The following is a 12307-nucleotide window of genomic DNA, read 5'->3' as shown; positions in this document are numbered from 1 at the left end:
TCACGTCCCGGTTCCTCGTCTCACGGGCACCCGGGCTGTGGCGTCCGTCCCGCCCACCGCACAAGGAGTCATCTATGGCCCAGGTCACCGCAACCATCGCCTCGAAGGTCGGCCTCCACGCCCGTCCTGCCGCCACCTTCGTCAAGGCCGTCGCCGAGAAGGGTGTTCCCGTCACCATCGCCAAGGAGGGTGGTCAGCCGGTTGACGCCGCCTCGATTCTCGGTGTCATGACGCTGGGCGCCGGCTTCGGCGATGTCGTCACCCTGACCTCCGACGCCGACGGCGCCGAGGGCGCCCTCGACGAGCTCAAGGCGCTGCTCGAGACCGACCTCGACGCCTGAGCGGATATCGGCCCAGCAGTAAGTGGGGCGCCTCGGCCTCCTGCCCGGGGCTGATGAGCCACCACAGGCCCATGAGCAGGGCGATGGTCAACAGGCCCAGGCCGGACCAGAGGTTGGCATTGACGCCACCGGTCTTGGCCATCTCATCGGGCCCGTTGAGGAAGGCGGAGCAGATAAGCAGGTAGACCCCGATGATGCCCAGGGCGGCGCCGATGACGACGCGGATGTCTGCAAGGTTCCTCGTGCGCGCTTTCATGAGTCGACTCCGGTCGGTTGAGGATCAGTGGAACACGACGTTGAGCAGGACCACGAGGGTCCCTGCCAGGATCGCCAGTGGGACGGGTCGACGGAACCAGGCCAGCTCCGCGGCCGCGGGGTCGCGCCGGTCCTCGACGGGGGTCAGGGCGTAGACGAAGCCCTTGAGCTCGGCCTCGGGCCGCGGCGCCGTGGCCAGCGAGACGACGACGGTTACGACGACGTCGACGACGAAGGCGGTCCCTGCCGCCAGGAACGCCGCACCCTGTCCCGGCAGGTCCAGCGTGCCGCGCCAGGCCAGGATGTTGACGCACAGGGCGCTCAGGGTGCCGGCCGTCAGGCCGGCCCAACCGCCGTGGTTGGTGGCGCGCTTCCAGAACATACCGATGATGAACGTGGCGAACAGTGGCGCGTTGAACATCGAGAAGAGCTGCTGGAGGTAATCCATGAGGTTGGAGTACGTCGAGGCGATGAATGCCGTGAAGATCGCGACGACCGTGGCGATCCCGGTGGCCACGTGCCCCATGCGCAGATAGCGGGCGTCGTCGGCCTTCGGGTTGATGTAGCGCTGGTAGAGGTCGACGGTGAACACCGTGTTGAAGGCCGAGACATTGGCGGCCATGCCCGCCATGAATGAGGCCAGGAGGCCGGCGATCGCCAGGCCGAGCAGGCCGTTGGGCAGCACGTCGCGCATGAGCAGCAGCACGGCGTCGTTGTACTTGACGTCCCCCGTGGCCGCCTCCGTGCCGGTGAGCGTGGCGAGCTTGAGTTGGTGGATCTCGTTGACGAGCACTGCCGCGACCATGCCGGGGATGATGACCAGGAAGGGCACGAACATCTTGGCGAAGGTGCCCACGATGGGGGCCGAGCGTGCCGCGGAGATGGAGTCGGCTGCCATGGCCCGCTGGACCTCGACGAAGTTGGTGGTCCAGTAGCCGAAGGACAGCACGAAACCGAGCCCGAAGACGATGCCGATGACCGACAGTGTCGAGGAGTTGAATCCCGACAGCAGGACGCCCGGCCAGGAGTGGAGCTGGGCGGAGGGGTCGGCGTAGGCGCCGGTTCCGTGTGCCGTGGCATCAGCGGTGATCGATGCCTTGAGCCCGTTCCATCCGCCCACGCGGTGCAGGCCCACGAGCGTCAGCGGCAGCAGCGCGGCGACGATGACGAAGAACTGGAGCACCTCGTTGTAGATCGCGGCGGACAGCCCGCCGAGGCTGATGTAGGAGAAGACGATGACCGCCGCGACGAGGAGTGCGGTCCACAGGGGCCAACCCAGCAGACGCTGGACGATCGACCCCAGGAGGTAGAGGTTGACGCCGGCGATGAGCAGCTGGGCCAGGGCGAAGGACAGGGCGTTGATGAGGTGCGCGGTGGTCCCGTACCGGCGGAACATGAACTCCGGGACCGAACGCACTTTCGACCCGTAGTAGAAGGGCATCATGACCAGGCCCAGGAAGATCATGGCCGGGATCGCGCCGATCCAGAAGTAGTGGAAGGTCGGCAGGCCGTACTGGGCGCCGTTGGCGGACATGCCCATGATCTCGACGGCGCCCAGGTTGGCCGACACGAAGGCGATGCCGGTGACCCAGGCGGGAAGGGAACGGCCGGAGGTGAGGAACTCGTCGGAGGAGGCGGCTTTGTGCTTGACCATGAAGCCGACCCCGATGACGAAGGCGAAGTAGATGATGATCGGGATGTAGTCGTACCAGCGGGCATCGAGCAGTGGGGCGGCGGTGGGCATGACGGCGCAGGGCAGGGGCGGCATGGGATTCCTCGGGCAGTCGGGCGACGACGCAACCGTTTCAGGTCCTGCGCAGGATAGGCTATTGGTGTGACGTAGGTCAAGTTTCGCTGGTGGGCTGTGGAGCGGAGTGCGGCCCCGGAGCACGGCGGGGACCGCCTCGTGCGCCCGGCGTCCCCGTCACGGTCCGGCCCCGGTAGGGTGCGGTGCATGACGATCATCGCGGCGGCGGACGGATCCGCCCTGGGCAACCCCGGCCCGGCGGGCTGGGCCTGGTATGTGGACGAGGACTGCTGGGCCGCCGGTGGTTGGGAGAGCTCGACGAACAACCGGGGCGAGCTGACCGCGGTTCTCGAGCTCCTGCGTGCCACGGCGGACACCGGGCAGGACCTGCTTGTGCAGGCCGACTCCCAGTACGTCATCAACTCCCTGACGAAGTGGATCCACGGCTGGAAGCGCCGCGGCTGGCGCAAGGCCGACGGCAAGCCCGTCCTCAACGACGACCTCATGCGGCAGCTCGACGCGGCCATGCAGGGCAGGCGGGTGCGCTTCGAGTGGGTCCGCGGGCACACCGGCCACCCGATGAACGAGGCCGCCGACGCCCGGGCCCGCGCCGCGGCCACCGCCTTCCAGCGCGGCGCCCCGGTGCCCGGCGGGCCCGGATGGACCCGGGGGGGCGCCCCCGCCACCTCGGCCTCCGCAGCGCCCGCCGCCGGCGGCCAGGTGCCGGAAGACCCGCCTGCCGACGCCCTGTTCTGACGGCTCTGACGGCTCTGATGGCTTGACGGCGCGCCGGCGCGCGGGCCGGCGTCAGAGCGGCGGGGTCAGCGGCGGGGTCACAGGAGGGTGACCGCCTGGCGGGCGATGGCCAGCTCCTCGTTGGTCGGGAAGACCACGACGGCGACCGTCGAGTCGGCGCTGGAGACCACGCGCCCCAGGCTCGAGCGCTCGGTGTTGGCCGTCGGGTCGATCCGGGCGCCGAGGAAACCCAGCCGCCCGACGACCTCGGCGCGCAACCGGGCGTCGTTCTCGCCAATGCCGGCGGTGAAGGTGAGCGCGTCCAGCCCGCCCATGACCGCGGCGTAGGCGCCGACGTACTTGACGAGGCGGTGGACGTAGATGTCCATGGCCTCACGGGCCTGGGCCTGGCCGGAGTCGATGCGCCGCCACACCTCACGCATGTCGTTGTCCCCGGTCAGACCCTTCATACCCGAGGACCGGTTGAACAGGTGGTCGATCTCCTCGATGCTCATGCCCGCCACCCGGGCCAGGTGGAAGACGGCGGCGGGGTCGATGTCCCCGGTGCGCCCGCCCATGACCAGCCCCTCCAGGGGGGTCAGCCCCATCGAGGTGTCGACGGCGCGGCCGGCCACCACGGCCGAGGCCGAGGCGCCGTTGCCTAGGTGGAGCACGATCTGCCGCAGGTCCTCGCGGCCCAACAACGCGCTGACCTCGGCCGAGACGTACTGGTGGCTCGTGCCGTGGGCCCCGTAGCGGCGGATGGAGTAGCGGTCGGCGACCTCCCGGTTGAGGGCGTAGCGGGCCGCCGCCTCGGGCAGGTCCTGGAAGAAGGCGGTGTCGAAGACCGCCACGTGCGGCACGGCGGCGAGCAGCTCGCGGGCGACCTCGATGCCCTTGAGGTGGGCCGGGTTGTGCAGGGGCCCCAGCGGGACGAGCTCGGTGATCGTGGCCACGACCTCGTCGTCGATGAGTGCGGGGCCGGAGAAGAACCTCCCGCCCTGGACGACCCGGTGCCCCACCGCCACCACATTGGCCGCCGAGAGGTCCGGACCCTCCTCGCCGAAGAGCCGCAGGACCTCGGCCAGTCCCGTGCCGTGGTCGGCGACGGGCGCCTGGATGCGCAGCTCCTGCGCGCCGTGGCGGTGGATGATCGCCCCCTCGGCCTCGCCGATGCGCTCGACCAGGCCCGAGGCCAGGGAGCGGCCGGCGTCGGGGTCGACGAGCTGGTACTTGATGGACGAGGAGCCCGAGTTGATGACGAGGACCGTCCGGGCCGGGGCCTTGGCGGCCGTCGTCGTGGTCTGCTCGGGGGTGGTGCCGCTGGTCGTCACGGTGTGCCTTTCTCGTGCGGGCTCGTGCGGGGTGGGGCCGGGCCCGGTCAGCCCTGGGCCTGGACGGCCGTGATCGCCACGGTGTTGATGATGTCCTCGACCAGCGCCCCGCGCGACAGGTCGTTGACCGGCTTGTTGAGGCCCTGGAGGACCGGGCCCACCGCGATGGCGCCGCTGGAGCGCTGGACGGCCTTGTACCCGATGTTGCCGCTGGACAGGTCCGGGAAGATGAAGACATTGGCGCGTCCGGCCACCTCGGAGCCGGGGGCCTTCTTGGCGGCGACGGTCGGGTCGATGGCGGCGTCATACTGGATGGGCCCGTCGACAGCCAGGTCCGGCGCCATGGCGCGCACGAGGGCGGTGGCCTCACGGACCTTGTCGACATCGGCGCCCTGGCCCGAGGTGCCGGTCGAGAAGGACAGCATGGCCACGCGCGGGTCGACGCCGAACTGCCGGGCCGTGGCCGCCGAGGAGATCGCGATGTCGGCCAGCTGGGAGGCGGTCGGCTCGGGGTTGACCGCGCAGTCGCCGTAGACGAGGACCCGGTCCTCCAGCAGCATGAGGAACACCGAGGAGACGATCGAGGTGCCCGGCTTGGTCTTGATGATCTGGAAGGACGGCACGATCGTGTGCGCGGTCGTGTGGGCGGCGCCCGAGACCATGCCGTCGGCGTGCCCCATGTGGACCATCATCGTGCCGAAGTAGGACACGTCCTGGACCTTCTCGCGCGCCTGCTCCAGGGTGATGCCCTTCTTGGCGCGCAGGCGGGCGAACTCGGCGGCGTAGGTCTCCAGCAGCTCGGGGTCGTCGGTGCGCACCACCCGCGCTGCGCCGATGTCCAGCCCCAGCTCGGCGGCGCGGGCGGGCACCGCCTTGTCGTCGCCCAGCAGCACGAGGTCGGCGATGCCGCGGCGCAGGATGGCGTCGGCCGCCCGCAGGACGCGGTCGTCATCGGGCTCGGGAAGGACGATGGTCTTGCGGTCGGCCCGGGAACGTTCGACCAGCTCGGCCTGGAACATGATCGGCGTGACGACCTCGGAGGTCTCGACCTCGAGGGCCTCCATGAGGACGTCGATGTCGGCCTCCTTCTCGAAGGTCGTCACCGCGACGTCGAGCTTGCGCTCCGAGGCGCGGGCCAGCGCCCCCCGCAGCGAGCCCGCCGTCGACGCGGCCGTAAAGGTGTCCAGGGGGGAGGTCATGACCGGCAGGGGAAGGTTGAGGCCGTGCAGGAGGCGCAGGGCGTGGGAGGCCACCGGGAAGCCGCCATTGAGCACGAGGCCCGACAGGCTGGGGAAGCCGGAGGAGGCCTGAGCGGCGGCCAGGGAGACCAGGACAGCCGAGCGGTCGGCGGGCACGATGACCAGCTGGCCCTCGCGCAGGCGCTCCAGGATGTGGGCGACGTCCATCGCAGCGACGAGCACCGACTCGGCCTCGCGCTCCAGGAGGGTCTCATCACCGGAGATAAGGGTGCCGTCAACAGCGGACATCACCTCGCGCACCGAGGGGGCAGACAGCAGGGGGACCAGCGGCAGGGTCGTTGTGGCCACGCCCTCGATGCCGGCGATGGCCGCGGCGACGGCGTCGCGGCTCTCGGGCAGGCAGCGGTTGGCCACGACCGCGACGGTCCGGGCGTGGTTGTCGGCGATCTCGGCGATGGAGACCTCCACCGACCCGCGCACGTCCTCGGGGCTGTGATCGCCCGCGACGACGAGTAGCACCGGGGCGCCGATGTTGGCAGCCACGCGGGCGTTGAGGGACATCTCGGGGTTGCCGGCCACGTCGGTGAAGTCCGAGCCGTCGATGAGCACGACATCGTGGTCGCGCGCCACGGCTCGGTAGGCCGACACGATGGTCGACAGCGACTCCTCGGGGTCGGCGTGGAACTCGTCCCAGGTCACGCCGATGCAGGCCGAGGCCGGGGCCGAGGAGCCCGAGCGGGCCAGGAGCAGGTCGAGGAACGGGTCGTACTCGCGGGAGTCGACGAAGGGGCGGAACACGCCCACCTTGGCGACGACCTTGGTCAGGCATGCGACGAGGCCCAGGGCCACGGTGGACTTGCCTGTCCCCGCCCCGGGAGAGGCGATGTAGATGCTGCGCGTCACGATATGGTCCTTCATCCGTCTCGAGTCCTGCCGGAGCGTGCCGGAGCGCCCCGGCACCTCTCGGCCTTGATTGTGCCCTCCCTCGACCCCGCCGTGCGATGACGGCCCGGTCTCAGGAGGCCCTGGTATCTGTGGAACCCGGCACAGCCGGGGAGGCGGTGGTCGACCGCAGGACGAGCCCGGTGGGCAGGACGAGCTCGGCGGCGCCGCCCGCGGGCGAGGGCGACTCGAGCAGGTCCAGGGCCGAGGAGACGATGGCCTCGACGTCCTGGCGCACCGTGGTCAGCCCCAGGGAGGCAACCGCCGGTGCCGGCCCGGAGCCGGCGTCGTCGAAGCCGGTGACCGACATGTCCTCGGGCACGCCCAGCCCCTGACGGCGCAGGACGTGAATGATGCCCAAGGCCAGGGCGTCGTTGGCGGCCAGGACCGCCGTGGGCGCCGGGTCGAGGTCCAGGACGGCCAGGCCCGCGGCCACGCCCGCGGACTCGTCATAGGCGGCCGCCGGGACCTCGAGGACCTCGGCGCCCAGCAGGCCCGCCTCCTCATGGACCGCCTGGGCCCGCACGTCCCCGCTGCGGCGCCCCGCCACGCGCGTGACCGCCAGGCGCCTGTGCCCCAGGCCGACCAGGTGGCGCACGAGCGCGCGCATCCCCCCGTCGTCGTCGGAGTGGACAGAACCGACCCTCCCGGCCAGGTGCGCGGGGGCGTAGGCGCCGACGAAGACCGCCGGGAGAGCGGCGAGCAGCGCCGCCGCCTCGGCGTCGACCGGGCCGGAGGAGATGAGCAGGACCCCGCTGACCCGCTGTGCCTCGAGGGTGCGCAGGGCCCGCACGAGCTGGACCGAGGCCGAGGAGGTCGACGAGGAGGAGGACATCGTCAAGACGAGGTCCCGCCCCCGGGCAGCGACGGCCTCGTGGGCGGCGTCCAGGACACGGGCAGTGAAGGCGTCATGGCCGTCGAAGACCACCCCGACCAGGCGGCGCGTGCCAGCACGCAGGCGGCGCGCATTGACGTCGGGGGCGTAGCCGAGCTCGGCGGCCGCCGACAGCACCTTGGCCCGGTTGGCCGGCGAGGCCCCGGGCTTGCCCGCCAGCACGAGGGAGACCAGGGCGCGGGAGACCCCCGCCCGACGGGCGACATCGACCATGCGCGGGCGGCGCCCCCCGGGAGGCACGGGGACCTGGCGGGCTGTCACGGCCCCAGCCTATCGGTCCGCGGGCCCGCCACGGGTTACCGTGCGGCCGAAGGACCCGGCGCCCCCTGCGCCGGCAGGACCCAGGACAGGGCTGGGACCACACGTGCCGGTCGAGGGAGGGAGGCGCCATGCCCGGCTCGCGCGCGCCCGAGACCGGCGGAGGGCCGCGCCGGGTCGCCCAGGCCGATGTCGCCCGCGAAGCGGGGGTCTCTCGCGGCCTGGTCTCCCTGACCCTGTCGGGCTCCGGCCAGGTCTCGGCGGCCAGCCGCGAGAGGATTCGCCAGGCCGCGCAACGGCTGGGCTACCGGGTCAACACGTCCGCCGCCTCCCTGGCCTCGGGGCGCTCGGGCCTTGTCGGCCTGGTCCTTCCCGACCTGCGCAACCCCTTCTTCGACTTCCTCGCCCAGGCCCTCCAGGGGGCGGCCCGCGAGCACGGTCTGACGATGCTCATCATCCTGTCCCCGGGGGACGACGAGGGCCGGGCGGCCGTCGACGCCCTCGTGGGCATGCGTGTCGAGGGCCTCGTCCTCGTCTCCCCGGCCATGGGCGCACCCGCCATCCGGGCGCTGGGGCGCGACACGCCCGTGTGCCTCGTGGGGCGGATGGATGTCGGCGGCGCGATCGACACGGTGCGCCTCGACGAGGCCGCCGCGGCGACGGTGGTCGTCGACCACCTGGCCGCAGCCGGGGCGCAGCGCCTCGTCTATGTGGCACCGCCATCGGTCCAGGACACCAACGCGGCCGAGCGCGGCGGTGCGCTGGCCCGCGCCGCCGACGAGGCGGGGATGCCCTTCTACGTCGTCGTCGACGGCACCGACCGCACCGACGGCACCCCGGACCCCGACAGCACGCAGCGCACCGACGGTGCGGCCGCCCGTGGGGGCGGCACCGACTCGCCCCTGCGCCGTGCACTGGTGGCGGCTCGGGCCGCCGGTGCGGGACGCACGGGGGTGGTGGTCCACAACGACGTCATCGCTCTTGACGCGCTTGCGGTCCTGGCCGGACTGGGCGGCCGGGTGCCCCTGGTTTCCTATGACGACACCTTTCTGGCCCGTCGCGAGGAGTTCTCTCTGGCCAGCGTCGAGCAGCCGGTGGCCGCGATGGCCCGTGACGCCATCGGCTTCCTGTGCCAGCGCTCGGGGCGCGACCCGGTGGCGGGTCTGTCGGCCGCCCAGGCCCTGGCCATGCCCGCGCGCAACGTGACTGTGTGGCCCCGGTGCTGGCGGTCAGGCGCTCTTCGTCGCCCGAGGGTGCCTGACCGCCGGTCTCAGAGTCCGGCCGCGGCCCGCAGGAGGTTGCCCGCGGATATCTCCAGCCCCTCGACGTTGCCGTAGGCGGGGTCCTCGTGCTCGATGTTGACGCACATGTCGGGCTTGACCTCGGCCACCGCCCGCAGGAACTCGGTCCAGTAGTCGGTGTCGTGGCCCAGGCCGAAGGCGACGAAGCGCCACGCGGGGTCCTGGGGCCAGGCGTTGCACCAGTACCCGTAGGCCACGGGCACCTTGCCCTCGGCCTCGGCCGGGACGTGCCCGAAGTCGGTGGCGAGGCCCCCCGGTAGGCCGCACCGGGCAGGATCGCGGTGTCCTTGGCGTGGACGTGGCCGACGAGAGGGCCCAGGCGCCGGGTGGCGGCGATCGGGTCCATCTGCTGCCAGAAGAGGTGGGAGGGGTCCATGTTGACCTTGATATTGGTCGCCCCGGTCTGCTCAACGAGCCGCTCGAAGGAGGGGATGTTGAACACGAGGTTGCGCGGGTGCAGCTCGAGGCAGACCTGGACGTCGCTGTCGCGGGCCAGGGCATCGATCTCCTTGAAGAAGGGCACGACGACCGACCACCGGTAGTCCAGGATCTCCATGCGGCCCGCGAGACCGTCCTGAGGCGGGTGCTGCGTGGCGGGTCGGGCCGGGCTCGGAGCAGTGTGGGCAGGGTGGCCTCGGCGTGCTCGCCCAGCTAGTGCCCAGGTGCGTCCGGGGCGCGTGCCCGGCCACGTCGTCGGCCACCAGCGGGGATAGGCCACCGGCCTTCGAGGCCCTGGTTGTTCATGCCGGTGTGCGTGCGTGCCAGAGCCGGCCGCAGCGTCCCCGGGTGGCGACCGCCAAGCGGGCTGGTGGGGAGCAACAGGATGGTCGGAGCGGGCGAAGGTGTCCCTGCGGACCACCATCACCCGCTCCCCACCTCCTGCCCGACGACGACCCGCGGCGTCACGCGGATTCTTCTGCGCCCAGGTCGCCTGAGGACCGCTGACAACGCTCCATGAGTGCCAGTTGCGGCCCGCACCAGACCCAGGGACGCGACCGTCGGGCCGGCACCCGGCCTTGCCATATGTCCCGATCTCGAGGTGCCATATCTACCGATCTCGAGGTGCCATAAGTCCCGATCTCGGGGTCCAGCGCGAACTGTCCACCTACCGGCATCGTGGCGGCGCACGAGAGTCGAGCCCAAGGAGTGGGGAGGGGCGCGGGCTGGGCGACATGAGTCCCGGGCCGGTGTGACCTGCCTCCCCTCGGCGTGACAGGATGGTGGTGCGATCGTGGTGCTGGAGCGCGCAGAGGGGGAACTCATGGCAGGGGCAGGTGGACGGGTCACGATCGCCACGGTGGCCCGGGAGGCGGGACGCTCGATCTCGACCGTCTCGGCCGCCCTCAACGGGGCGCCCGGCGTGGCGGCCTCGACCCGCGAGCGGATTCTGCGGGTGGCGGCCGACCTCGGCTACGAGGCCGACCCGCGTGCCAGGCTGCTGCGGGCCGCTCACACCGGCATCGTCGGGGTCAGCTGCGTCGCGGGCCAGGCCTTCCAGGTCCAGCTCGTCGACGCCCTCCACCGCGCGGTGCGCGAGCGCGGGCACGGCCTGAGCCTGACCGCCGCCAGTGCCCACCACGGTGAGGTCGAGGGCGTGCGGGGCCTCGTGCGCGACCGCTGCGAGGGGATCGTCGTGGTCGACTCCCGGATCCCCTATGAGGCCCTTGCCGCGGCCTGTGCGGGGCTGCCGCTGGTCTTCCTGTGCCGCCAGAGCCCGGCCGCCGGTGTCGATGCCGTGCGCTCCGACGACGTTGCGGGCATGACCGCCCTGGTCGAGCACGTCTTGGCCACGGGGCGGCGCGACCTCGTCCACCTCGATGGGGCGGGCGCCTCCTGCACCGCACTGCGCGCCGGGGCCTTCCGGGCCGCGATGTCCGCCCGGGGCCTGCCGGGGCGTGTTCTGCCCGGCGGGGAGGATGAGGAGGCCGGCATCCGGGCGGTGTCCGACCTGGTGGGCCGCGGCGCGATGCCCCAGGCGCTGCTGTGCTACAACGACCATGCTGCGCTGGGCGCGCTGCTCGAGCTGCGCCGCTGGGGGCTGCGCGTGCCCCAGGACGTCGCCGTGGCCGGCTACGACGACATCCCGTTGGCCGGGGTCTCGGCCGTCGACCTGACCACGGTGCGCCAGGACGTCGAGGCGCTGGCCGACACCGCCCTGCGGCGCCTGGCCGAGCGCCTCCCGTGCTCCGCGGGCCGGCCGGCGTGCCCGGGCGGCGAGGTCGCCGGCCCCGGGGGTGCCGAGTGCGTTGTCGACCCACGCACGGGCGTCCGCCGGGCCCGGCAGGGTCAGCCCAGGCGCACCGGGGCGCCGGTGCGCGCCGACTGGGTGGCCGCCTCGGCCAGACGCAGGGCCTCGATGGCGTCCGTGATCGTGGGGCTGACCGCCGAGCCGGACTCGACCGCCTCGATGAAGGCCGACAGCTCGAGCCGGTAGGCATCGGCGTAGCGCTCGAGGAAGAAGTCGAGGTAGGGCTCCTGGGCGTCGGTGACCTGCGCGTTGGACAGGCGCACGGTCGTGGCGCGGATGTTCTCGGCCAGCAGCGCCCCGTCCGGTCCTGAGGCCTCGAGCCGCTGGTCGTAGCCGGCGGCGCAGTGGCGGTTGTTGATGATGGTCGCCACCGCCCCGGAGGCCGCGCGCAGCGTCACCACCGCCGCGTCGAAGTCGCCGGCCGCCGCGATCGCGGGGTCGAGGTTCTGGCCGAAGGCGTGGACCTCCGTGATCGGCCCCAGGAAGAAGCGTGCGGTGTCGAAGTCGTGGATGGTCATGTCGCGGAAGATGCCTCCCGAGACCTTGATGTACTCCACCGGCGGGGCGGCGGGGTCGCGCGAGATGATCGTCAGCTGCTCGAGGGCGCCGATGCGACCGGCCTCGACGGCGGCGCGCACCGCGGCGAAGGAGGGGTCGAAGCGGCGGTTGAAGCCGAACATGACCGGAGTCGTCACCGACTCCAGCTCGGCCCTGGCAGCATCGACGTCCTGGATGCTCAGCGCGATCGGCTTCTCGCACAGGACCGCCTTGCCCGCGCGCGCGGCGGCCAGGAGGTGGGGGATGTGCAGGGGGGTGGGGGAGCCGATGACGACGGCGTCGACCTGCGGGTCGGCGAAGACGTCCTCGGCTTGCGTGCATGCCCGGGCCCCGTAGGACCCGGCAAGGGCCTGGGCGGCGTCCCCGGCGGGGTCGCACACGAGGGTGAGCTGGGCCTCCGGATGGGCGGCGGTCGTGGCGGCGTGGACGTGGCCGATGCGGCCCGCCCCGATGATGGCGATCCTGAGCAAGGCAGGTCTCCTCACGTCGTGGTG

At 72.1% G+C, this 12307-nt stretch carries 9 protein-coding genes and 2 pseudogenes; 4 read left to right on the top strand and 7 right to left on the bottom strand.

Going from position 1 to position 12307, the window contains the following annotated elements; translation table 11 throughout:
- Window positions 1-74 precede the first annotated feature (74 nt).
- On the top strand, window positions 75-341 hold the full coding sequence (locus Q4C85_RS01795) for an HPr family phosphocarrier protein (protein WP_303138976.1): 267 nt from the start codon (window positions 75-77) through the stop codon (window positions 339-341).
- Here Q4C85_RS01795 and Q4C85_RS01790 read toward each other — a convergent pair.
- Window positions 307-597: a hypothetical protein gene (locus Q4C85_RS01790; RefSeq protein ID WP_303138975.1), complete on the bottom strand. Its 291-nt coding sequence runs from the start codon at window positions 595-597 to the stop codon at window positions 307-309. The two genes, Q4C85_RS01795 and Q4C85_RS01790, sit on opposite strands and share 35 nt — an antisense overlap.
- Window positions 598-621: 24 nt before the next feature.
- Window positions 622-2364: a sodium:solute symporter family protein gene (locus Q4C85_RS01785; RefSeq protein ID WP_303138973.1), complete on the bottom strand. Its 1743-nt coding sequence runs from the start codon at window positions 2362-2364 to the stop codon at window positions 622-624.
- Between the two features lie 186 nt (window positions 2365-2550).
- On the opposite strand from Q4C85_RS01785, the gene Q4C85_RS01780 reads away from it, so the two are divergent.
- Complete coding sequence (locus Q4C85_RS01780) at window positions 2551-3099, top strand: RNase H family protein (RefSeq protein ID WP_303138971.1); 549 nt, start codon at window positions 2551-2553, stop codon at window positions 3097-3099.
- A gap of 77 nt (window positions 3100-3176) precedes the next feature.
- Here Q4C85_RS01780 and Q4C85_RS01775 read toward each other — a convergent pair whose 3' ends face one another.
- The 3 genes from Q4C85_RS01775 to Q4C85_RS01765 form a co-directional block, all read right to left on the bottom strand.
- A complete protein-coding gene (locus tag Q4C85_RS01775; protein ID WP_303138969.1) occupies window positions 3177-4412 on the bottom strand; it encodes an acetate/propionate family kinase in 1236 nt (411 codons plus the stop codon).
- Window positions 4413-4459: 47 nt separating this feature from the next.
- Complete coding sequence (pta, locus tag Q4C85_RS01770) at window positions 4460-6514, bottom strand: phosphate acetyltransferase (RefSeq protein WP_303138968.1); 2055 nt, start codon at window positions 6512-6514, stop codon at window positions 4460-4462.
- 112 nt (window positions 6515-6626) lie between these two features.
- The gene (locus Q4C85_RS01765; protein WP_303138967.1) at window positions 6627-7709 is read right to left on the bottom strand and encodes a LacI family DNA-binding transcriptional regulator; all 1083 of its coding nucleotides are present in this window, start codon (window positions 7707-7709) and stop codon (window positions 6627-6629) included.
- A 128-nt stretch (window positions 7710-7837) separates the two neighbouring features.
- On the opposite strand from Q4C85_RS01765, the gene Q4C85_RS01760 reads away from it, so the two are divergent.
- On the top strand, window positions 7838-9043 hold the full coding sequence (locus tag Q4C85_RS01760) for a LacI family DNA-binding transcriptional regulator (protein ID WP_303138965.1): 1206 nt from the start codon (window positions 7838-7840) through the stop codon (window positions 9041-9043).
- On the opposite strand, the pseudogene Q4C85_RS01755 reads toward Q4C85_RS01760, so the two are convergent.
- Window positions 8977-9563: pseudogene (locus tag Q4C85_RS01755) on the bottom strand (sugar phosphate isomerase/epimerase family protein); the annotation flags it as partial. The gene Q4C85_RS01760 and the pseudogene Q4C85_RS01755 overlap by 67 nt on opposite strands.
- Window positions 9564-10268: 705 nt before the next feature.
- Here Q4C85_RS01755 and Q4C85_RS01750 point away from each other — a divergent pair.
- Window positions 10269-11186, top strand: a pseudogene (locus Q4C85_RS01750) (LacI family DNA-binding transcriptional regulator); the annotation flags it as partial.
- Window positions 11187-11293: 107 nt separating this feature from the next.
- On the opposite strand, the gene iolG reads toward Q4C85_RS01750, so the two are convergent.
- On the bottom strand, window positions 11294-12283 hold the full coding sequence (gene iolG, locus Q4C85_RS01745; RefSeq protein WP_303138963.1) for an inositol 2-dehydrogenase: 990 nt from the start codon (window positions 12281-12283) through the stop codon (window positions 11294-11296).
- Between the last annotated feature and the right edge of the window lie 24 nt (window positions 12284-12307).

The organism is Actinomyces sp., assembly GCF_030524025.1.
Taxonomy (GTDB): Bacteria; Actinomycetota; Actinomycetes; order Actinomycetales; family Actinomycetaceae; genus Actinomyces.
The sequence above is the reverse complement of the archived record's forward strand: the minus strand, read 5'-3'. Positions and strand labels throughout refer to the sequence as shown.

Excerpts from the sequence above, each read along its gene's own strand:
- Q4C85_RS01795 (WP_303138976.1), top strand. The coding sequence starts at position 75 with ATGGCCCAGGTCACCGCAACCATCGCCTCGAAGGTCGGCCTCCACGCC.
- Q4C85_RS01790 (WP_303138975.1), bottom strand. The coding sequence starts at position 597 with ATGAAAGCGCGCACGAGGAACCTTGCAGACATCCGCGTCGTCATCGGC.
- Q4C85_RS01760 (WP_303138965.1), top strand. The coding sequence starts at position 7,838 with ATGCCCGGCTCGCGCGCGCCCGAGACCGGCGGAGGGCCGCGCCGGGTC.
- Q4C85_RS01780 (WP_303138971.1), top strand. The coding sequence starts at position 2,551 with ATGACGATCATCGCGGCGGCGGACGGATCCGCCCTGGGCAACCCCGGC.
- Q4C85_RS01785 (WP_303138973.1), bottom strand. The coding sequence starts at position 2,364 with ATGCCGCCCCTGCCCTGCGCCGTCATGCCCACCGCCGCCCCACTGCTC.